Here is a 21,111-nt window from a genome sequence, read left to right as displayed (position 1 = left end):
ATAATAGGGGGTAATTTGAAAATTTCTTAATAGTGTCTAAACAATAAACGTTATTTTTTATTAGTTAGTATTAATGTTTTAGTTTTTAACACGTTGTAATATTAAAACAAAAAAATTAAAAAGAAAAATGCTAAGAAACTTTTTCTTAGCATTTAACATTTTTTAGCCTCCAACTCTTTTTACTTTGAAGCCTTTATTTTTTAGTATTTCCATTATTTTGTCTCTATAATCTCCTTGAATAATAATGGTGTCATCCTTAAAGGAACCTCCAACACTTAATTGAGTTTTTATTTCTTTCGCTAACTTTTTAAAGTCACTAGTAGCTCCATTATAGCCATCAATAATTGTAACTGGTTTTCCTTTTCTTTTTTCATATTTACAAAGAATAGGCTCATCTTGTAACCAAATATCAGGCTTTTGTTCTACAGGTTTTTCCTCAAATTTATGGTCAGGAAAAAGATTTTTTAATTGATCTTGTAAGTCCATTTTATTTTATTAATCCCAATTCACGTAAACGCTCATTTAAGAATTCACCAGCAGTAATATCTTCAAATTGCTTCGGGTTATTTTCATCTATACAGTTTTCTAAAACATCTAATTTCATTTCTGAAATAGGATGCATAAAGAAAGGGATTGAAAAACGAGAAGTTCCCCAAGATTCTTTTGGAGGGTTTACAACACGGTGTATTGTTGATTTTAATTTATTATTACTATGACGAGAAAGCATATCGCCTACATTAATCATTAATTCATCTGGTTGAGCAATAGCGTCAATCCATTCACCTTTATGATTTTGTACTTGTAAGCCTTTTCCGTGTGATCCCATTAGTAAAGTGATTAAATTAATGTCTCCATGAGCGGCAGCTCTTACAGCTCCTTTAGGTTCTTCAGTAATTGGAGGGTAGTGGATAGGACGTAAAATACTATTACCATTTTTAATATACTTATCAAAATATGTTTCCTCTAAACCTAAATGTAAAGCTAGTGAACGCAATACATATTGAGCTGTTTTTTCTAACATTTGATAGGTTTTTTTTCCTACTTCATTAAATTTAGGTAATTCAGTAACCTCAACATTAGCAGGGTATTCAGCTTCTAATACAGGATTGTTATCTACATATTGTCCAAAATGCCAAAACTCTTTTAAATCTCCTTCTTTTTTTCCTTTTGCAGATTCTTTTCCAAATGAAACATAGCCTCTTTGGCCTCCAATACCCGGAATCTCATATTTTTGTTTTACCTCAAGAGGTAGATTGAAAAAGTTTTTAATTTCTGTATATAAGTCTTCAACTAATTGATCATCTAAGAAGTGTCCTTTTAAAGCAACAAAACCTATGTTTTCGTAAGCGTTCCCTATTTCATTGATGAATTTTTGTTTACGTGTTTCATCGTTAGATAAAAAGTCTTGTAAATTTACGCTTGGAATTCTATTCATTGTTAATAAGTTTTATTTTTTACGCAGTAAAGGTAGTGAAATCAAGCGTAAGCAACTAAATTACTTATTAACAAAAGGAATTAAGTAAGAAATTGTATAGTTAAACCCAAATCCAGTACCATTTTCAAAAACTCTATTAAATCCAGGAACGTAAAGTGTTTTAAAATTAGTTTGATCTTGTATGTTAATACCAATTTTATAAGCAAAACTAGCACCTAAAAATAAATTTTTAAAGGTTTCCACTTTAATCCCTAATTGTATTTCTGCCCAATGAGCGTTTAAACCTGTTTCAGTTCTAGGTTCATTTATTTCTGTGGTAGGGAAATATGGAGGTGTATTATTTACTCCTGTAGTTACATTAGGTGTATAACTATCTAAAGAGTGATCAAAAATGGCTAAGCCGTAACGACCACCTATAAAAATCTCATTATTCATATCTAACCAATTTTTATAAGCATTAAAATTTGCACCTATTCTAATATAAGATCCTGTAGCTGTAGAGGTAGTGAAATCTTCAACAGATGTTTCTTTTTCGTAACCAAGCTCGGAAGCAATATACCAGTTTTTGGCAATTCTATAATCACCAATAATTTCTAGCCCCCTATATGATTTTTCAATAAAAGAAAGAGTAGGTTTACTTAAATCTATTCCAACTCTAATTCCATATCCTGTTTTGTAGGTTATTGTATCCTTTTTAATAGTTTTACTTTTTGCTTTTTGACCAAAAGTATTTAAGCTGATTAAAAGTAAACAAATACTAATGAAATACTTGTACATGCGCTTTGTTTTGTAGGTTGACTATAGAGACTTCGTTTGTAGATAATCTATCTATCCAAGAAGGACTTGAGCTAGAGATTTTTATATCTTTAAAAATAAAGCGGTATCCACAAGACCTAGATATGTATTCTTCTTCAACAGAATAATCAATAGTTAATGTGGCTGTTTTGTTATCTACAGCTAGGTTATTTATATCATTCATTTTTAAGGTATATACCGTCTTATTAGCTAATCCATTTAAAGGAATAGCTATAGAGTCTGTATTTTGACCAGTAAATAAACTATCTGTTCCTTTACTTGCAGCTACAATTGAAAAACGTTGTACACTTTTTAATTTTGTAGCATCACTTTTATCATAGAAGCGTAATATTAAACTAGGTGTAATAGGTGTTTGCACGCAGAAATCATCTTTTTCACAAGAAGAAAGAAAGATAAAGCCAAGTGCTGAAATTATAAAGAAATATTTTTTCATTACTATTATTTTTCAAATAAAACTACAGTTTCTATGTGTGATGTATGTGGAAACTGATCTACTAAACTAATTTTTTTGATTTTATAACCAGCATTTGATAGTGTTTCAGTATCTCTAGCTTGAGTAGCAGGGTTACAAGATACATAAACCATTCTATCTGCATTTAAATTTATGATTTTTTTAAGGGTTTTTGGAGCTATACCAGCTCTAGCAGGGTCTAGAATAATAGTTCTTATTTTATTTCTGTATTGAGGATGTTCTAATAAAAATTTACCTACATCAGCAGCGTAAAATTCTACGCCTTCAATATTATTGCGTTTGGCATTTTTCTTAGCATCTTTTATAGCGGAAGAGACAATATCTACTCCTATGATTTTAGTATTATTGGCTTTCGAGGCTATTATTTGTCCAATAGTTCCTGTACCACAAAACAAATCCATTACCACTGTATTATCAATAGCTTCCTTTTTTTCAAGCGCATAATCTACCACTTTAGTGTATAATTTTTCAGCAGATTTAGGGTTGGTTTGAAAAAAGCTTTTCATACTAATTTCAAAATTTAAGTTTAAAAGCTCTTCTACAATTTTATCTTTACCATATACTAAATTAATGGAGCCTGATGTAGCAATAGTTCTATCACCAGTTTCATCATTAATTGTATGTAATAGTCCAGCGACTCTGTCACCAAATAAACTAACTAAAAAATTTGAAAACTGATTCAAATCAAATTGAGGTAAATCATAAGAAGTAGTTACTAGATTAAATAGTAACTCGTTGGTTTTGTATGATTTTCTTACGACAAAATACCTGAAAAAACCTTCTTTTTTAGGAGCGTGCCAAGGGCTTAAGTCTGTTTCTTTACAATAGTCTCTTATTTTATATAAATTGTTTTCGAACTCGGCATCAAAAAGTCCACTATCTTTATTCAAGTTTTCACCAATCCACCAAGTACCTCTTCTTTTAAAACCTAGTGTAAATTCATCTATATCTGTTTTCTTTTCATTATCGTACCCAATAGCAGAAAAACTATATTCCATTTTATTTCTATAATGAAATGAGTTTGGAGAAGAAACAAATTCATCAAAATAATCTTCAATTTGGTCTATTTTTCCAATTTTCTTAAACAAAGACATGGTACTATCATATTTATACTCATGTTGCTTTTCTATAGGAAGTTTAATATAAGGAGCTCCAGGGATTTCTTGATATGAAGAAATTATTTCATCTTTAGAAGTTTCTATAACATCTAAAAGTTTACATTCAGCATACGTTCTTTTAGATTTATCTACTCTAGCTTTTACAAGCTGTCCAGGAAGGGTGTTTGGTACAAAAACAACAAATTCACCCAGTTCTGAACGAATTCTACCAATACCTTTACCTCCAAAGGCATAATCTTCAATTAAAATTTCTAGAATCTGACCTCTTTTGACAAATTTATTGCGTTCTCTTCTTGGCATTTCTTATAAAATTTTAGGAATTGCAAAATTAGGAAAAGTCCTACTAAAAAAGCACCTCAATAGAGATGCTTTTGTAAAAGATTGTAGATTTTTTTTATTTCTTATTAAATTTATCTATAATTTTTTCCATTTGTTTACCAGCTGCTTCTTTTCCTCCTAATCCAAAAGATAAGACAATAGTTAAAGCAATAGCTCCTAAAGTAATTCCAAAAGCTAAGTTGATAATATCATCTGCAATTCCCATTTTTCGTAATCCAATAGCTAAAAATATAGCAATAATGGCTATTTTAATAACATTAGCTACAAAAGGGTTATCATCAGTTTTTGTAAAGTTAGTTGCTGCAAGATTAGCTATCCAATTTCCTATTGCAAGAATAATAAGTCCAAATAAAATATTACCGCCTAATGCTACTACTGTATGTATGATTTCTGATAGTTTATGGAATTCTAATTTATCTATAGCAGTGATAATTCCAAATAAAATAATAAAGGCATAAACAATATTAGCTATTAACTTCTCAGTATTGGTAGTACCAAATAAAGAGTTTAATCCTGCTTTTTGTAGTACTTGATTTAAATTTAAACTATCTAATAACTCTTTTAAAAGGTTGCTAAGAAATTTACCACCTACAACAAATACGATTAATATTAAAGAAGCTACTAATACTTTTGGAATGGCATTAAAAAAAGATTGAAGCATAGCAGTGGCTGGATCTGAAACTGAATGTATATTTAAAATATTTAAGGAAGAGATTAAAAGAGGAATAAATATAAAAATAAAAACTACCTTTTTTAAAATATCAACAAGGTTAATATTTTCGGGAAGATTAAGTTTTGGAGCAAACTTTTGAATTACTTCACCAGACATTCCTACTAGTTCTGAAACTATGGTTGCTAGCATATAGCCAATATATCCCACTAATCCAGCACCAATAATATTTGGTATAAAATCAGTAAAGCCATTTAGTAAGTTTTTTGCTGGTTCTAAAACGCTAGTCATTCCTAGTTTATCTAATGCAAGTGTAAATACAAATATCATTAGTAAAAAATAGACAAGTTTAGCTACTAGTTTCCCAATATCTACCTTACTATTACTAAATGTTTTATTAAGTCCACTTTTGTGAAATAAGTTAGAGATAAGTTTTTTTACTAAACCAGCTATAAACCATCCTATAATAAGAATAATTAAAGCACCAATAGGAGCTCCTAAAGTTCCTGTAACATTGTTGTAAGTTTCTAGAATTTGTTTCATTTTGATTTTTGATTTTTTAGTTATTTATTTTGACACTATAAAGTAGAAAAGTCACTGTTTATATTTTTTTATAAAAAGTGTTATAAAAAATCAAGAGGTTAGGTTTTAAAAAATAAAACTTAATAATACTAATTTATTAAAATAAAAAGAGTTGAATAATATTTGTTTGATTTTTTTTACAAAAAATATATTTTATTAAACAGCCAATATTTAGTAATTTGCACACCTCTTAAGGGATGATTTCTCTCCCACGCTGCTTTTTCGAGTTCTTCGAGAAAATAAAGGTATAGTAGGAATGGTTATTTAATAAATTTTTAAAAAATTAAAGAATGGCTGTTTTAGAAAAGTTAACTTCACAGCAAGCAATCGATTTAGAGAACAAGTATGGAGCTCATAATTATCACCCGTTACCTGTAGTATTAAGTAAAGGAGAAGGTGTTTATGTATGGGATGTAGAAGGTAAGAAGTATTATGATTTTCTTTCGGCTTACTCTGCTGTAAACCAAGGACACTGCCATCCAAAAATTGTTGGAGCAATGGTGAATCAAGCTCAAACCTTAACATTAACATCTCGTGCTTTTTATAATGACATGTTAGGTCAGTATGAAAAATACGCTACAGAATATTTTGGATTTGATAAGTTATTACCAATGAACACTGGAGCTGAAGCGGTAGAAACTGCTTTAAAGCTTTGTAGAAAATGGGCTTATGAAGTTAAAGGAATTGAAGAAAATGAAGCGCAGATAATTGTTTGTAAAAACAATTTTCATGGAAGAACAACTACAATTATATCATTTTCAAATGATCCAGTAGCACGTAAAAATTTTGGGCCGTTTACTAATGGATTTATCAAAATTGAATACGATAATTTAAAGGCTTTAGAAGAAGCATTAGAGAATAATAAAAATGTAGCTGGTTTTATGGCTGAACCTATTCAAGGTGAGGCTGGTGTATATGTACCTTCTGAGGGGTATTTAGCTGCTGCAAAAGCATTGTGTGAAAAGCATAATGTATTGTTTATTGCAGATGAAGTTCAAACAGGAATAGCACGTACTGGTAGATTATTAGCAGTAAATCATGAAGAAGTACAGCCAGATATTTTAATTTTAGGTAAAGCATTAAGTGGTGGAGCGTATCCTGTTTCTGCTGTATTAGCGAATGATGCTATTATGAATGTTATTAAGCCTGGTAATCATGGATCTACTTTTGGTGGAAATCCAGTAGCTGCTGCTGTAGCTATTGCTGCTTTAGAAGTGGTAAAAGAAGAAAAGTTAGCTGAGAATGCTGAGCGCTTAGGTAAAATTTTCCGTGAAGAATTAGGGACATTTGCCGAAGAAAATGATTTAGTGACTTTAGTTCGTGGTAAAGGGTTGTTAAATGCAGTAGTAATCAATGATACTGAAGATAGCGACACGGCTTGGAACATTTGTATGAAGCTACGAGATAATGGATTACTAGCTAAGCCTACACATGGAAATATTATTCGTTTTGCACCTCCTTTAGTAATGAATGAAGAGCAATTAAGAGATTGTATTAATATAATTAAGAAGACTATTACTGAGTATAAAAAGTAATATTCTTATTCTTTACAATATTAAAAAACGTTTGAAACTGTGGTTTCAAGCGTTTTTTTATGTGTTTTTTTTTTTTTTTAATCTATAGTTATGTTTATTGTAACTATATGTTTATACTTAACCGTAGTGTCTGTCCGTTGCATTTAATAAACTGCAGCAAAACTTTAATAGATGCCACATATATCAAACTTCTAAGCAAAAGTTACTATTAGTGCAACAAATTAATTCATCATTGTTTGAATGTTTAAATGCTTTTTAAGTAAACCTGAAGGTGTGTTTTGAGTTTCATCAAATACTCTAGTATCTCCAAACAATATAAAACTGTCTTTAGCGCGTGAAACTGCTACATTAAGCATATTTGGTTTATTGTCTCTATCAAAAAACAACGTGCCTTCATCTTGTTTACTGTATACAGAACTAAATAAAATAATATTTCGTTCGGCACCTTGTAAGGCATGAACAGTTCCTAGCTTGATGTCATTAACTTTAAAACCAGCATCAGTTAGTGCTTTTGCTAATTCAGATTTTTGACTGGCAAAAGGAGTAATAATTCCTAAGATTTCTTCTACAGAGGTTACATTATAATTTTTCTGAATAGCCTCTTTATTTTGTTGTAACCATAAAATAATGGCTTTTACTTCATTTAAATTACATCTACTATTATACTTTCGTTCACTAACTCCTTCAATATGATAAGCAAGCATTGAAGGGAATATTTGATCTTCAGAAGCTTTTCCTTTCATAGGTTTTAAAATTCCTCCGTAAGCCAGTTCATTACAAAAACCAATTATTTCATCATTACATCTACGATGTTCTAACAAAATAAGTCCACTTTCTGTAGTTTCATTTATTGTAGTTTCATATTCACAAGCATTTTGAGTCATTCGCATAATGCTTCCACTAGAAGCTAGAAAACCTAGATTACTTAAATAATCATATTCATCAGGTTCTTCAATAATATCTAACACTGTTAAGTTTCCCATATCAATTTTAGGAGGAATTGACCAAATTGGTTCAATTTGTTTTAAATCACCTACCACAAACGCTTTTTGAGCTAAAGCAAATAAAGGAATACTTACTTCAGGAGTAACCTGTCCAGCTTCATCAATAATTAATAAATCAATAAAATTATAAAGAGGTAAATATTCAAAAATAGGTTTTCCTTGTTCGCTTTCGCCCTGAAATTGGCTATATACAAAGTGAGAGGGTACCGTATAAAAAGTGCCTACAAAACATGGAGTTAACATAGCTCTTCTTTTCCATTTAGCACCAATAGGTTTTTCGCCTGTACCTTTTTCAACATCACTTTCTAAAGCATCAAACGTAGCTAAAATCCATCTAGCCTCCCAGTAGTGAATAGCTAATAAAAATGCTTCATGCCTAAGGGTAACGTCTATCTCATCAAAAAAGAAACGATGTGATTTGTCATTATTTTGCATTTTTTCATATTCATAATTCCACATTTGTTCTTCAGAAACAAAAGGATAACCTTTAATACTATTTTCTTGCTTCCAGTTTTTTAGTTTTAAATTGGCTTGCAGTAAAAGATTAATATTAGCTAATTGTTGCTTTATGAAAGAGAACAAAGTTTCTTTGTTATTAAGTATTTCAGCATCTGTTTTAAATAAATGAGCAGTGTTTTCTGATGTTGATTCAGAAGTGAAAACTTTGGCTACTTTATCAATAAAACTAGTTTCTTTATAAGCAGCTTTTAATTCGTTTAAAACTGTACGCCACTTATGTAGTTTGGTAATTTCAAACGTTGTTTTTTCTATATGATCTTCTGTGTTAACTAAAATTTTGTTTAGCGAATTTATACAAGAAATAAAATCATTTGAAAAACGAACACTATCTATTAGTTTATCTTCAATAGCAATAATTTCTTCTTGTAAGTGCATGCAAGCTTCTTCTAAAGAATGCTCATCTAAATTATAGTATTCGTTGTATTTTTCTAAGAAATAATACTCGGCATCATGTAGGTAGTTTTCATTTTCAAGTTCACATAAAGTCCCTTCATGTCCAAATAAATTACCTTTTAAATAATTAATGTTTTTTAATGATTTTTCACCTTTAGAGCTAGAGGGTAGGTAAGTGGCGTATCCATTAAAATCAGGAATCCATCGTTCAGCTAAGTCGCTTAACGTGCTAGTTGAATTAATAAAACTATCTATAATATTAGTAACAGCTTGGTTGTTATTGGAACAAGCTACAATTACAGGAGCATCTTCTCCATTAATGGCTGCTTTTACTACTTCAGTAGCTACTAAACTTTGTAGTAGTGTTGTTTTTCCTGTTCCTGGAGGGCCATTAACAGCCATAACTGGATTTTCTTCCGAAGTTAAATAAGAAAGTAAAGTTTTACGTTGACTAATAGATAAAGGGAATTGATTAGACATTTGTCCTAAATGCAAATGGTTATAAAATAAAAAACCTTCATCTGTAACGGGTGGTTTTCGGAAACGGTCTTCTGGTGTTATTAGTTTAGATAATAAAGGTAAATCTTCTGGAGTATCAAGTAAATTTTCATAGATGAATAAAATACTTTTAGCAGTAGCTATTTTTGAACTTACTGAAAAATAGGTGAGTGAGTAATTGGTTTTATACTTTTCTGTTTTGTAGTTGTATAGGTTTTTTAAGGTAATTTCATAAAATACTTCGCTTACATAATTCCAATATGCATCCCAACCAATAGTTTCATCCTCGTGTTCTACAGTGGGAACCTCAATGTCTCTAGCGGAAGTAACTGCGTCAATAGATGAGAAAATAAAATCATTTTTTACATCAGCAATAGGAGCAAGGTAATTACGAACAATAAGAGGAAATAGCTCTTTAGGAGTAGTTAATTGCCCTTCTCTATCAACTCTAGCTTTAATCCAAAAAGGATAAATACGTTTTTTATATTTAGGATTATCCGTTTGATATTCTAAATAAAATGGAGCAATGAGTATTTCAGTATCTGTAATTTCAAACCAATTTGCATTGTCTTTTTTAGTAATGCCTCTTAACCTATTAATACGTTTTTCTTCAAGATCAACTAACTCTGTAGTTTGCTTACTACTTAAATTAGGAGAACTTAAATCAGAAGAGTTTTGATAGTATATGTTTTTTATTCTTGATATGTCAATAGCTAAGTTTTCACTATCAAACAAACTATTTTTATAATAATGCAGCCAATTATTCTCGTTATTCATTCACTAGGTATCTTCAAAATTCAATTATATAAAGGGAAAAAAGGATTGCGAAAATAGGTTTTTTAAGTGTTTTCTTTAGGAGAAAAAAATGTTAATTATCAACATTACAAAAAAGAAAGATTTTCAAGCTCTTAAATTAAAAAAGGAGCATTTAGCTCCTTTTTTGTATAATTATTGTTCGTATTGCTCCATTATTTGTCTTGACTGTTCCATCAAGTTATCCCAACCAATTGTATAAATTTGATATATGGTATAAGCTAAATATAAAAGGTTTATAATAACCACAACCAAAGCAACAATTTTTCCTGTATAAATATTGTCCTGATTTGAGTAATCATCAGGGGTTTCATAATACTTTTTTAACTCTGTGTGTGCTATAAAGTAAGCTATTCCAGCTGGAATAACTCCAACACCAGCACAACAGCATAAAGGAAACCCAATAATTGCTAAAATGTATATAAGAGGTCCGTATTGAAGCTGTTTAGTTTCCATAATATAATTGTTTAAATATAAAGTTTCCAACTATTAATAATAAGTTTATTATAAGTAGAAAACGTAGTGTTTGTTGAAAATTTTTAAAAGAGAATTTTAAGTTAAGAAGGATATACATAATCAAAACTATTAAAGAATATATAGCAGGGTATACTTTAAAAGCATTTAAAAATTGACCGTGCAATAGAAAAGCAATAGATCTTTGAAAACCACAGCCCAAACAGTCTAAGCCAAATAGTGTTTTATTTAGACATGGCAACATATAATCTTCTAACTTAATAAAAAGCATAAGTTTATTTAAATAAATCCATGCCAGGAATGTTAGGCATTCCAGTTTTAGCAGCTATGGCTAACTCTTGTTCATTAATTTCTCCAGCTTTTTTTAAAGCTTTGTTAAGTGCTATAATTAAATAATCTTCTAATTCTTCTTTATCTTCAAGTAAACTTTCATCAACATTAATGGCTTTTATAGCTCTATTAGCAGTAACTGTAACTTTTATAGCTCCATTAGCAGCTGTTTCATCAATTAATACAGTATCTAAACGTTTTTTAGTTTCTTCAACTTTCTCTTGAGCTTCTTTTAATTTGCCCATCATACCTGAAATATCTCCAAACATTGATTTTTAATTTTAAGATTTATTTAAAAACAAAAGTAGTATTTTCACAAGGAATTTAAACAACCAAAGTAAAAATGAGAAAAATAATGCTACCTGCTATGGCTTTTAGTCTTATTTTTGCAGCCTGCAAAAATGAAAAAATGGTAAAAGACGTAAAAGCCCCAGTTGCTGAAAAGCAACCTACTAAACTAGAGAAACACGGAGACGTTAGAGAGGACAATTACTTTTGGATGCGTTTAACTGATGAACAGAAGAACGCTGAAGTTAAAGATGAACAGACACAAAAGGTGTATGATTATTTAAATAAAGAGAATAGTTTTTATGAAGAAATGACTTCTGAAACTAAAGAGTTTCAAGAACAGTTGTTTCAAGAAATGAAAGGAAGAATTAAAGAGGATGATGAATCTGTACCTTATAAAAAGAATGGTTATTATTACATAACTAGGTATGAAAAAGGTCAACAGTATCCAATTTATAGCCGTAAAAAGAAAAATTTAGAGGCTAAAGAAGAAGTCATGTTTAATGTAAATAATGAAGCAAAAGGACATGAATATTTTCAATTGGGTGGTTTAAATGTTTCTCCAGACAATAAATTAGTGGCGTTTGCAGTAGATACCGTAAGTAGACGTCAATACGTTATGCGTGTAAAAAATCTTGAAACAGGAGAAGTTTTAAAGGATAAAATAGATAATACTACTGGAGGGTCTGTTTGGGCTAATGATAATAAAACATTATTCTATACTAAAAAAGACCCTGTAACTTTACGTAGTTCTCAAATTTACAAGCATACTTTAGGAACTGATGCTTCTAAAGATGAATTAGTTTTTGAAGAAAAAGATGAAACGTTTGGAACTTTTGTAACAAAAACAAAATCTAAAAAATATATTGTAGTTGGTTCTTATAACACAGTGTCTACTGAATATCAAGTTTTGGAAGCTAATAATCCTAATGGAGAATTAAGAATAGTTCAACCACGTGAGCGTAATTTAGAATATGACATTGCGCACTATGGAGATCATTTCTATATTAAAACCAATAAAGATGGAGCTACTAACTTTAAGTTAATGAAAACTCCTGAAAATAAAACTACAAAAGAAAACTGGGTAGATGTAATCCCACATAGAGAAGGTACTTTATTTGAAGATTTTTCAATATTTAAAGATTATCTTGTTTTGGAGGAGAGAAGTGAAGGGTTGAACAAAATACGTATTAAACGTTGGGACGGATCAGCTGATTATTATTTACCTTTTGATGAAGAAACATATTCTGCTGGAGTGTACTCAAATCCTGAATTTGATACGGATATTATTCGTTATTCTTATAATTCAATGACAACTCCTAGTTCTGTAATTGATTTTAACATGAAAGACAAGTCTAAAGATGTTAAAAAAGAACAAGAGGTTTTAGGTGGTAAATTTGATAAAGCCAATTATATAAGTAAACGTTTATGGGTTCCTGCAAGAGATGGTAAAAAAATAGCTTTATCTATAGTTTATCATAAAGATACTGAGATAAATGAAAATACTCCAGTTTTACAATATGCATATGGTTCTTATGGGTATACAATTTCTGATGGATTTTCAACCACAAGATTAAGTTTATTAGATAGAGGATTTATTTTTGCTTTAGCGCACATTAGAGGAAGTCAATACTTAGGGCGTGAGTGGTATGAAGATGGTAAAATGTTAAATAAGAAAAATACGTTTAATGACTTTATAGATTGTTCTAAATACTTAATTGATAATAAATATACATCGGCTAAGCACTTATATGCTATGGGAGGTTCTGCAGGCGGATTATTAATGGGAGCTATAATTAATATGAATCCAGAACTGTATAATGGAATTATAGCAGCAGTACCTTTTGTAGATGTGATTTCTACTATGTTAGATGATAGTATTCCACTAACTACAGGAGAGTATGATGAATGGGGAAATCCTAATAATAAAGAATATTATGATTATATAAAATCATATTCACCATATGATCAAGTTGAAGCTAAAGCATATCCTAATATGTTAGTAACAACAGGATTACATGATAGTCAAGTTCAGTATTGGGAACCAGCAAAATGGGTAGCTAAACTAAGAGAATTAAAAACAGATAATAACTTATTATTCTTACATACAAACATGGATGCAGGTCATGGAGGTGCTTCAGGAAGGTTTGAAGCATTAAAAGAAACTGCAGAAGAATATACGTTCTTTTTAATGTTAGAAGGTAAGTTAGAAAAATAATTATATTTTTGCCCTCGAAAAGAGAATAGGGCGTTATTGTGAGAAACGTATTAAGAAATTTATTTCGCCTTATTTTTCTCACAATGACGCCTTTTATATTATAATGAGAATGAGACACACTGGTATAACCAACACTATTCTAGACTTAGTAGGAGAAACCCCATTAGTAAAACTACATGAAATAACTAAAGAATTACCAGGGAAATTTTACGCAAAAATAGAGGCTTTTAATCCAGGTCATTCGGCTAAAGATAGAATAGCTTTACATATAATTGAAACTGCAGAAAAAAAAGGAATTGTAAAAAGAGGTGATATTATTGTAGAAACTACTTCTGGTAATACAGGTTTTTCTTTAGCTATGATTAGCATTGTTAAAGGATATAGATGCATTTTGGCAGTAAGTGATAAATCATCTCAAGATAAAATAGATATGCTTAAGGCAATGGGAGCAGAAGTTCATATTTGTCCAGCAAATGTGGCTGCTGATGATCCTAGGTCTTACTATGAGGTAGCTAAACGATTGCATAAAGAAAACCCTGGTTCTATATATATCAATCAATATTTTAACGAATTGAATATTGAAGCCCATTATGAAAGTACTGGGCCAGAAATATGGAAACAGACTGAAGGAAAGGTAACGCATGTGGTAGCAGCAAGCGGCACAGGAGGAACCATTTCTGGAACTGGACAATATTTAAAAGAACAAAACCCTGACATAAAGATTTTAGGAGTAGATGCTATTGGGTCAGTGATTAAAAAATATCATGAAACTGGAGAGTTTGATTCAAAAGAAATAAGTCCATATAAAATTGAAGGTTTAGGGAAAAACTTAATTCCTACTTCCACAGATTTTGATGTTGTTGATATTTATGAAAAAGTAGCTGATAAAGAATCCGCTTTGAAAGCAAGAGAATTGGTGAAAACAGAAGGGATATTTGCTGGTTATACTTCGGGAGCTGTTTTACAGGGAGTATCTCAATATGCTGCTAAAGGTTATTTTGATGTAGATAGTGTAGTTGTAATTATATTACCAGACCATGGCTCTCGTTATATGAATAAGATATATTCTGATAATTGGATGAAATCACAAGGTTTTTTGTAAATCTTATAATGTTTTACTGATATGATTGAGGAGGTAGTAAAAGCACTAAAAAAATTAGATGTAATTCTTTATCCTACAGATACAGTTTGGGGAATTGGTTGTGATGCAACTTCAGAAGAAGCTGTAAAAAAAGTATATAAACTAAAAAAAAGAGAAGAGTCTAAAAGTTTAATAATTTTAGTAGACTCTATTGAAATGTTAAAAGAATATGTAGATGATATACCACAAAAAGCAATACATATTCTAAGAGAAAGAGAAAACCCAACAACAATTATTTATAATAAACCTAAAAAATTAGCCTCAAATACTATTGCTAAAGACAATACTATTGCGATAAGAATTGTTCAAAATGAATTTTGTCAAAACTTAATAAAGCAATTTGGAAAGCCTATTGTATCTACTTCTGCAAATATTAGTGGAGAACCAACTCCAAAAAGTTTTTTGGAAATTAGTAAAGCTATTTTAAATAATGTAGATTATGTGGTAAATTTGTATCAAAATAAGGAGTCTGTAAAATCATCAACTATATTAAAGATTGATGGAGAAGATGTAATAGTGATAAGAGAATAATTTCATGCAAGAATACTATTTTAAAGAAGCAATAACGTTAGATATTTTTAAGTACATAAACCAAGCAACTGAAGCGTTAGGCATAGATAGTTATGTAATAGGTGGTTTTGTAAGAGACTTTATATTAAAAAGAGGAAATGCTAAAGATATTGATGTAGTTGCTGTAGGAAGTGGTATTGAGCTAGCTGAAAAGGTAGCGGAGTTATTACCAAACAAACCTAAAGTTCAGATTTTTAAAACGTATGGAACTGCAATGTTACGTTATAAGGAGATTGAAGTCGAGTTTGTTGGAGCAAGAAAAGAGTCTTATACGGAAGATAGTAGAAACCCTAAAGTTTCTAATGGTACACTTGAAGATGATCAAAACAGAAGAGATTTTACGATTAATGCTTTAGCATTAAGTTTAAATACTCATAATTGGGGTAAATTATTAGATCCTTTTAATGGTTTGTTAGATTTAGATCAAAAAACGATAAAAACTCCATTAAATCCTGATATTACTTATTCAGATGACCCTTTACGAATGATGAGAGCTATTCGTTTTGCAACGCAATTAAATTTTGAGATTGAAAAATCTTCTTTAGAAGCTATCACAAGAAATGCTGCAAGAATTGATATTATAACTAGAGAAAGAATAGTTGTTGAGATTAATAAAATTTTAGCATCTCCAATACCTTCTATAGGTTTTTTTCATATGGAAAAAACGGGGTTGTTAAAACGTTTGATCCCTGAATTAACGGCTTTAAAAGGAGTAGAGGAAGTAGAAGGACAAAAACACAAAGATAATTTTTATCATACATTAGAGGTGGTAGATAATATAGCAAAAACAACAGAAGATGTATGGTTACGTTGGGCTGCTTTATTACATGATATTGGTAAAGCACCTACAAAAAAATACCATCCTAAAGTGGGGTGGACATTTCATTCGCATGAATTTGTAGGGGCAAAAATGGTGTTTAAGTTATTTAAGCGTTTAAAAATGCCTCTTAACAATAGAATGAAATTTGTTCAAAAAATGGTTTTATTAAGTTCTCGTCCTATAGTATTGGCTAGTGAAGTTACCGATTCTGCTGTACGTAGATTAATTTTTGATGCAGGTGAAGACGTTGATAGTTTAATGAATCTTTGTGAAGCAGATATTACTACTAAAAATCCTAAAAAATTTAAACGTTACCATAAAAACTTTGAACTTGTTAGACGAAAAATTAAGGAGGTAGAGGAAAGAGATAGAATACGTAATTTTCAACCTCCAATATCTGGGGAAGAAATTATGAAAACATTCAACTTAAAGCCTTGTAAGGAAATTGGTCAAATAAAAGAAGCTATAAAAGAAGCTATTCTAGATGGTGAAATACCAAATGAGTACCAAGCGTCTTTTGACTATATGCTTAAAAAAGGAAAAAAACTTGGCTTAGAAGTTGTTTCAAATTAGTTTTGACCAGTTTGTTCAAAATATTTATTTAATACTAATAGAGATAACTTTTTTTCATTTTCTTTATCCTTGAACTGTTCAACCCATTTGTTAGCATTTTCAATAATATAAAGAGCTTCTTTCTTGTTTTGTAGGTAATAATCTCTTTTTTCCATCAAATCTGAGTAATCATCTTTGATGAGTACATAGTGATGGTTAGCTATTAATAACCCTTCCATAAACCAAGTTTCAAATTTAGGTTTAGGCATAAAACATAAAGAATTAGAAGACATAATCCATTTAAGGTTGGTTGCTACATCAAGTCCTTCGATAGATAAGACAAACTTATATTCTAGTTGTTGATTAATGGTTAAAAAGTCTTTTTTCCAATGTTCAGGATACCAATTATGTTTACTTACTTGTCCAATGTTGCATAAAGGGTGATCGTGAAACTTTTCTACTAATAAACGTCTGTTTTCTTTGTGTATTTCTCCACGCCAAACAATATGATCATTTTTTTGATCAAAACTTTTTTTATCTTTAATAAAATGAAAATGTCTCAAAGCGTCAAGTTTCATTAAAACAGAATTCCCATTATGATCAATAGGTCTACTTTTAACAATTGTTGGTTCGTCAAAGTTTTCAGTTACGTCACCAAATTTGTACTTAATACTTTTGTTAGTAGGAAAATATCGAGTATATTTTACTAAGTCAAAAAAGTACATGCTTCCTTTTTTAGGACGTTTAAAATTTTTTAATATAACCCAGTTGGCTTTAGGTTTACTTATAGCCTTTGGAGATATACAGTATTGTAACCTTTGGTTAATTTGCTTTTCATTTTTTGATAACCTATTTTTTAATTGAAATCTATAAAATTTATAAGGAATTAAATTTTTTATAATATTAGTTGTATAATAATAAAATTTTTGTCTCTTAATGTTTTCAATAAAATTGCTCATTACTCAAATGATTGCATAGTTACAAGTTTAAAATACTCACCTTTTTCTTTCATTAACTCTTGGTGTTTACCTTGCTCAATAATTTTTCCTTTCTTCATAACAACAATTAAATCTGCTTTTTGAATTGTAGACAAACGATGGGCAATAATTAAAGAAGTTCTACTTTTTTCCATCATTTTTTCTAAAGCAACCTGAACTATTTGTTCAGATTCAGTATCTAAGGCAGATGTTGCTTCATCTAAAATCATAATAGGTGGGTTTTTTAATACAGCACGTGCTATGGCTATTCTTTGTTTTTGACCACCAGAAACAGAATTCCCGCCATCCCCAACGATTGTATTATACCCTTCTTCTAAATCATTAATAAATTCATAAGCATTAGCTACTTTAGCAGCTTTTTCTATTTCATTTTCTGAAGCATTACGGTTACTTAAGGAGATATTGTTAGATATTGTATCATTAAATAATGTTGAATTTTGAGAAACAATCCCCATTAAGGAACGTAAAGAAGTTTTCGAAACCTCCTTAATATTATGTCCGTCAACAAAAATAGCACCTTCATTGACATCGTAAAAACGAGTGATTAAATTAGCTAAAGTAGATTTACCACTACCAGATTGCCCGACTAAAGCAACTGTTTTTCCTTTAGGTATTGTTAAAGAAAAATCTTTTAAAACATAAGTGTTCTCATATTTAAAAGAAATATTTTTAAACTCTATTTTATCTTCAAAAGTGCTTAATTCTTTAGCTTGAGGTATGTCTTCTAAATTATTTTTGGCGTCTATAATTTCAAAGAAACGTTGTGCAGCAGCATTACCTATTTTAATAATATTATTGGCTTTAGCAATAGCTTTAGCAGGTGTAAGTATATTATAAGCAGCTGCCATAAAACCAATAAAGGTACCACCCATTAAAGTTTTGTCTATTAATACCATTTTACCACCATACCAAAGTAAACCAGCTATGGTTAATATTCCAAGAAATTCACTCATTGGGCTGGCCATAACCTCTTTTTTACTCATTTTATTAGATAGAAGCCTAATTTCTTCCACCTGATTGTTAAACTTTGATGCAAATAGACTTTCAGCATTAAATGCTTTTATAATTTTTAACCCAGAAATACTTTCTTCTAAAATACCTAAAATACTTCCTATTTTTCTAAAAATGACTCCTGATTGTTGCTTAATTTTTTTACTGATTAGAGATATGACCAGTCCAGATACAGGAATAAAGGTAAAAATAAAAATAGAGAGCTCCCAACTTGTACTTATCATAAAAAACAGTGTGAAAACAATATTTAAAGGTTCTCTAATAAACGTTATAGAAATGTTTAAATAAGATTCATTTATCACTCCAAGATCACCAGTGACTCTATTAATTATATCTCCTTTATTTTTTTCAGAATAAAATGAAAGTGGTAATGAAATTATTTTTTTATAAACAATACCTCTTAAATCTGTAATGATGTTGTTTTTCAAAAACACCATAGATAGTTGACCAAGGTAGCTAAAAATATTTTTAAGCAAAAAAACAAAAACTACCGCTATAACTACATATAAAAGTGTTTGTTCAGGACCTGAATTTTCATTAGTATAAGTTACATAGTAATTTAGAAAGTCTCCTAAATATTCTTTATTTAAAGATTCAGAAAGACTTATGAAGTTTGGTTTTTTATAAACTTTAGGAGTTTCTCCAAATAAAATACTCAGAGTAGGCATTAATATAACATAAGACAATGTTGTAAATAATGCATACAATACATTGAGTATTATAGTTAAAACACCTAATGTTTTATAGGGTTTTGCGTATTTAAAAAAACGTTTAAAATAATTCATTAATAATTCGTTGAATTTTAGCGTCTAAATCATCTTCCGTTATTTTTGCTTTTGAGATTGAATCTAATTTAGATTTGACACTAAAATAAAATTTGATTTTAGGTTCAGTACCACTTGGTCTAGCTGCTACTTTTGTTCCATCTTCTGTATGGTAAATTAATACATTGGATTTAGGGATGTCTAATGTTATTTCTTCATTAGTTAAAAGATTTTTTTGAATAGAAGATTTATAATCACAAACAAATATAACTTTAGAACCATCAATTTCAGTTAAAGGATTTTCACGTAAATCAGACATCATTTGCTTTATTTGTTCAGCTCCATCCATTCCTTTTTTAACAATAGATATAAGATGTTCTTTATAAAAGTGATGTTTAGCGTATAGGTTTAATAATTCTTTATAAAAAGAACTATTATCAGCTTTAGCGGCACTAGCAATTTCACAAGCAAGTAGGGCAGAGGTAACGGCATCTTTATCTCTAACAAAGTCACTTACCATATAACCAAAACTTTCTTCTCCGCCACCTATAAAATCTAAATGAGGGAAATCTTTAATCATCTTAGCAATCCACTTAAAACCAGTTAAACCAATTTTGGTTTCAACACCATAACTATCAGCTATTTCATTAACTAAATTAGTAGAAACAATAGTTGAACCTATAAATTGATTTCCATTTAATTTATTTTGAGTTTGCCAGTTTTTAATAAGGAAATCTGTCATAACACTCATAGTCTGATTTCCATTTAGCAACTTAACTTTACCTTCCATATCTTTAACAGCCACTCCAATTCTATCAGAATCTGGGTCGGTACCTAAAACGATATCTGCATCAATTTTTGTAGCTAAATCCATAGCCATTTTTAAAGCAGCAGGTTCTTCAGGATTAGGAGACTCAACAGTAGGAAAACTACCATTAGGTTCAGCTTGTTCTTCAACAATGTGAACTTGTGAATATCCAGCTCTTTTTAAAACTTCAGGAATTAACTTAATAGATGTTCCATGTAGAGAGGTAAATACAATCTTTAAATCTTCTCTCCCTTTTACATTGAAAGTACCATTTTCAAGAGAAGATATCCAAAAGGCTTCATCTATTTCACTTCCTATAGAATGAATTAATTCTTCTTTAGCTGAAAAATTAATGGCATCATAATTTAAAGAGTTTACTTCATTTATAATGCCAGAATCATGAGGAGGTACAATTTGACCACCATCATTCCAATAAACTTTATACCCATTATACTCAGGAGGATTATGAGAGGCAGTTAAAACAATACCTACATCACAACTAAGGTAATTAACAGCAAAAGATAGTTCTGGAGTAGGACGTAAATCTTCAAAGAGATATACATTAATGTCATTTGCAGATAAAACATCTGCAACAACTTTAGCTAACCATTTGCTGTCATGTCTACAATCATAACCAATAGCTACTTTCAATTCTTTTTTAGGAAAAGTTTTGTATAAATAATTACTTAAACCTTGAGTTGCTTTCCCTAATGTGTACTTGTTAATTCTATTAGATCCTGCACCTACAATACCCCTCATTCCACCAGTTCCAAATTCAAGATCTTTATAAAAACGATCGTTTAAATCGTCTAAATTGTTTTCATCCAACAACTGTTGAATTTCTTTATTCGTTTTAGTGTCAAATGCATTTGAAAGCCACATTTGCGCTTTTTCAATTATATTTTTCATTTATAATTTTGATATTATTTATAAAAGTACAACT

18 protein-coding genes are annotated in these 21,111 nt (G+C 29.9%); 5 read left to right on the top strand and 13 right to left on the bottom strand.

What is annotated here, in order from left to right:
• Positions 1 to 162: 162 nt before the first annotated feature.
• From ABNT65_RS05185 to ABNT65_RS05160, 6 genes are all read right to left on the bottom strand, one after another.
• Entirely contained in the window at positions 163 to 486 is a 324-nt protein-coding gene (locus ABNT65_RS05185; RefSeq protein ID WP_348706376.1) for a translation initiation factor, read from the bottom strand.
• Position 487: 1 nt separating this feature from the next.
• The gene (locus ABNT65_RS05180) at positions 488 to 1,435 is read right to left on the bottom strand and encodes an isopenicillin N synthase family dioxygenase (protein WP_348706379.1); all 948 of its coding nucleotides are present in this window, start codon (positions 1,433 to 1,435) and stop codon (positions 488 to 490) included.
• Between the two features lie 60 nt (positions 1,436 to 1,495).
• The gene (locus tag ABNT65_RS05175; RefSeq protein WP_348739164.1) at positions 1,496 to 2,212 is read right to left on the bottom strand and encodes a DUF6048 family protein; all 717 of its coding nucleotides are present in this window, start codon (positions 2,210 to 2,212) and stop codon (positions 1,496 to 1,498) included.
• Positions 2,193 to 2,684, bottom strand: a complete 492-nt coding sequence (locus tag ABNT65_RS05170) for a DUF6452 family protein (protein ID WP_348706382.1) — start codon at positions 2,682 to 2,684, stop codon at positions 2,193 to 2,195. Before ABNT65_RS05170 ends, ABNT65_RS05175 begins: the two co-directional genes overlap by 20 nt.
• Positions 2,685 to 2,689: 5 nt before the next feature.
• Positions 2,690 to 4,141 (bottom strand): 23S rRNA (uracil(1939)-C(5))-methyltransferase RlmD, encoded by a 1,452-nt coding sequence (gene rlmD, locus ABNT65_RS05165; protein ID WP_348706384.1) that lies wholly within the window; start codon positions 4,139 to 4,141, stop codon positions 2,690 to 2,692.
• Positions 4,142 to 4,235: 94 nt separating this feature from the next.
• Positions 4,236 to 5,393 (bottom strand): mechanosensitive ion channel, encoded by a 1,158-nt coding sequence (locus tag ABNT65_RS05160; protein ID WP_348747355.1) that lies wholly within the window; start codon positions 5,391 to 5,393, stop codon positions 4,236 to 4,238.
• A gap of 329 nt (positions 5,394 to 5,722) precedes the next feature.
• Between ABNT65_RS05160 and rocD the strand changes: the two genes are divergently transcribed.
• Positions 5,723 to 6,967, top strand: coding sequence for an ornithine--oxo-acid transaminase (rocD, locus tag ABNT65_RS05155; protein WP_348739157.1), 1,245 nt, complete (start codon positions 5,723 to 5,725; stop codon positions 6,965 to 6,967).
• A gap of 221 nt (positions 6,968 to 7,188) precedes the next feature.
• On the opposite strand, the gene ABNT65_RS05150 is transcribed toward rocD, so the two are convergent.
• The 4 genes from ABNT65_RS05150 to ABNT65_RS05135 form a co-directional block, all read right to left on the bottom strand.
• The gene (locus ABNT65_RS05150) at positions 7,189 to 10,158 is read right to left on the bottom strand and encodes a DEAD/DEAH box helicase (RefSeq protein WP_348747354.1); all 2,970 of its coding nucleotides are present in this window, start codon (positions 10,156 to 10,158) and stop codon (positions 7,189 to 7,191) included.
• Positions 10,159 to 10,329: 171 nt separating this feature from the next.
• Positions 10,330 to 10,650 carry a CCC motif membrane protein gene (locus ABNT65_RS05145; protein ID WP_348706393.1) on the bottom strand — a complete coding sequence of 107 codons (321 nt, stop codon included), beginning with the start codon at positions 10,648 to 10,650 and terminating at the stop codon, positions 10,330 to 10,332.
• A complete protein-coding gene (locus tag ABNT65_RS05140) occupies positions 10,640 to 10,912 on the bottom strand; it encodes a DUF2752 domain-containing protein (RefSeq protein WP_348747821.1) in 273 nt (90 codons plus the stop codon). Before ABNT65_RS05140 ends, ABNT65_RS05145 begins: the two co-directional genes overlap by 11 nt.
• A gap of 31 nt (positions 10,913 to 10,943) precedes the next feature.
• Positions 10,944 to 11,267: a YbaB/EbfC family nucleoid-associated protein gene (locus ABNT65_RS05135; protein ID WP_348739153.1), complete on the bottom strand. Its 324-nt coding sequence runs from the start codon at positions 11,265 to 11,267 to the stop codon at positions 10,944 to 10,946.
• Between the two features lie 74 nt (positions 11,268 to 11,341).
• On the opposite strand from ABNT65_RS05135, the gene ABNT65_RS05130 reads away from it, so the two are divergent.
• From ABNT65_RS05130 to ABNT65_RS05115, 4 genes are all read left to right on the top strand, one after another.
• Positions 11,342 to 13,504, top strand: coding sequence for a S9 family peptidase (locus tag ABNT65_RS05130; protein ID WP_412766837.1), 2,163 nt, complete (start codon positions 11,342 to 11,344; stop codon positions 13,502 to 13,504).
• A 109-nt stretch (positions 13,505 to 13,613) separates the two neighbouring features.
• Positions 13,614 to 14,606: a cysteine synthase family protein gene (locus ABNT65_RS05125; RefSeq protein WP_348706400.1), complete on the top strand. Its 993-nt coding sequence runs from the start codon at positions 13,614 to 13,616 to the stop codon at positions 14,604 to 14,606.
• Between the two features lie 21 nt (positions 14,607 to 14,627).
• On the top strand, positions 14,628 to 15,176 hold the full coding sequence (locus ABNT65_RS05120; RefSeq protein ID WP_348739150.1) for an L-threonylcarbamoyladenylate synthase: 549 nt from the start codon (positions 14,628 to 14,630) through the stop codon (positions 15,174 to 15,176).
• A 4-nt stretch (positions 15,177 to 15,180) separates the two neighbouring features.
• Positions 15,181 to 16,608 (top strand): CCA tRNA nucleotidyltransferase, encoded by a 1,428-nt coding sequence (locus ABNT65_RS05115; protein WP_348747353.1) that lies wholly within the window; start codon positions 15,181 to 15,183, stop codon positions 16,606 to 16,608.
• Here the strand turns inward: ABNT65_RS05115 and ABNT65_RS05110 are convergent.
• The 3 genes from ABNT65_RS05110 to ABNT65_RS05100 are packed head-to-tail and all read right to left on the bottom strand — an operon-like array spanning position 16,605 to position 21,077.
• Positions 16,605 to 17,546 carry a glycosyl transferase family 90 gene (locus tag ABNT65_RS05110; protein WP_348739147.1) on the bottom strand — a complete coding sequence of 314 codons (942 nt, stop codon included), beginning with the start codon at positions 17,544 to 17,546 and terminating at the stop codon, positions 16,605 to 16,607. The genes ABNT65_RS05115 and ABNT65_RS05110 overlap by 4 nt on opposite strands.
• The gene (locus ABNT65_RS05105; protein WP_348739145.1) at positions 17,546 to 19,381 is read right to left on the bottom strand and encodes an ABC transporter ATP-binding protein; all 1,836 of its coding nucleotides are present in this window, start codon (positions 19,379 to 19,381) and stop codon (positions 17,546 to 17,548) included. Before ABNT65_RS05105 ends, ABNT65_RS05110 begins: the two co-directional genes overlap by 1 nt.
• Positions 19,368 to 21,077, bottom strand: a complete 1,710-nt coding sequence (locus tag ABNT65_RS05100) for a phospho-sugar mutase (protein ID WP_348706410.1) — start codon at positions 21,075 to 21,077, stop codon at positions 19,368 to 19,370. Before ABNT65_RS05100 ends, ABNT65_RS05105 begins: the two co-directional genes overlap by 14 nt.
• Between the last annotated feature and the right edge of the window lie 34 nt (positions 21,078 to 21,111).

It is taken from the genome of Tenacibaculum sp. 190524A02b (genome assembly GCF_964036645.1).
Classification (GTDB): Bacteria; Bacteroidota; Bacteroidia; order Flavobacteriales; family Flavobacteriaceae; genus Polaribacter; species Polaribacter vairaonense.
Note: the sequence above shows the minus strand (reverse complement) of the source record. Positions and strands in the feature narration are given on the sequence as shown.

Excerpts from the sequence above, each read along its gene's own strand:
- ABNT65_RS05160 (WP_348747355.1), bottom strand. The coding sequence starts at position 5,393 with ATGAAACAAATTCTAGAAACTTACAACAATGTTACAGGAACTTTAGGA.
- ABNT65_RS05140 (WP_348747821.1), bottom strand. The coding sequence starts at position 10,912 with ATGTTGCCATGTCTAAATAAAACACTATTTGGCTTAGACTGTTTGGGC.
- ABNT65_RS05145 (WP_348706393.1), bottom strand. The coding sequence starts at position 10,650 with ATGGAAACTAAACAGCTTCAATACGGACCTCTTATATACATTTTAGCA.
- ABNT65_RS05185 (WP_348706376.1), bottom strand. The coding sequence starts at position 486 with ATGGACTTACAAGATCAATTAAAAAATCTTTTTCCTGACCATAAATTT.
- ABNT65_RS05175 (WP_348739164.1), bottom strand. The coding sequence starts at position 2,212 with ATGTACAAGTATTTCATTAGTATTTGTTTACTTTTAATCAGCTTAAAT.
- ABNT65_RS05105 (WP_348739145.1), bottom strand. The coding sequence starts at position 19,381 with ATGAATTATTTTAAACGTTTTTTTAAATACGCAAAACCCTATAAAACA.
- ABNT65_RS05110 (WP_348739147.1), bottom strand. The coding sequence starts at position 17,546 with ATGAGCAATTTTATTGAAAACATTAAGAGACAAAAATTTTATTATTAT.
- ABNT65_RS05125 (WP_348706400.1), top strand. The coding sequence starts at position 13,614 with ATGAGACACACTGGTATAACCAACACTATTCTAGACTTAGTAGGAGAA.
- rlmD (WP_348706384.1), bottom strand. The coding sequence starts at position 4,141 with ATGCCAAGAAGAGAACGCAATAAATTTGTCAAAAGAGGTCAGATTCTA.
- ABNT65_RS05180 (WP_348706379.1), bottom strand. The coding sequence starts at position 1,435 with ATGAATAGAATTCCAAGCGTAAATTTACAAGACTTTTTATCTAACGAT.
- ABNT65_RS05120 (WP_348739150.1), top strand. The coding sequence starts at position 14,628 with ATGATTGAGGAGGTAGTAAAAGCACTAAAAAAATTAGATGTAATTCTT.
- ABNT65_RS05150 (WP_348747354.1), bottom strand. The coding sequence starts at position 10,158 with ATGAATAACGAGAATAATTGGCTGCATTATTATAAAAATAGTTTGTTT.
- rocD (WP_348739157.1), top strand. The coding sequence starts at position 5,723 with ATGGCTGTTTTAGAAAAGTTAACTTCACAGCAAGCAATCGATTTAGAG.
- ABNT65_RS05135 (WP_348739153.1), bottom strand. The coding sequence starts at position 11,267 with ATGTTTGGAGATATTTCAGGTATGATGGGCAAATTAAAAGAAGCTCAA.
- ABNT65_RS05115 (WP_348747353.1), top strand. The coding sequence starts at position 15,181 with ATGCAAGAATACTATTTTAAAGAAGCAATAACGTTAGATATTTTTAAG.
- ABNT65_RS05100 (WP_348706410.1), bottom strand. The coding sequence starts at position 21,077 with ATGAAAAATATAATTGAAAAAGCGCAAATGTGGCTTTCAAATGCATTT.
- ABNT65_RS05130 (WP_412766837.1), top strand. The coding sequence starts at position 11,342 with ATGAGAAAAATAATGCTACCTGCTATGGCTTTTAGTCTTATTTTTGCA.
- ABNT65_RS05170 (WP_348706382.1), bottom strand. The coding sequence starts at position 2,684 with ATGAAAAAATATTTCTTTATAATTTCAGCACTTGGCTTTATCTTTCTT.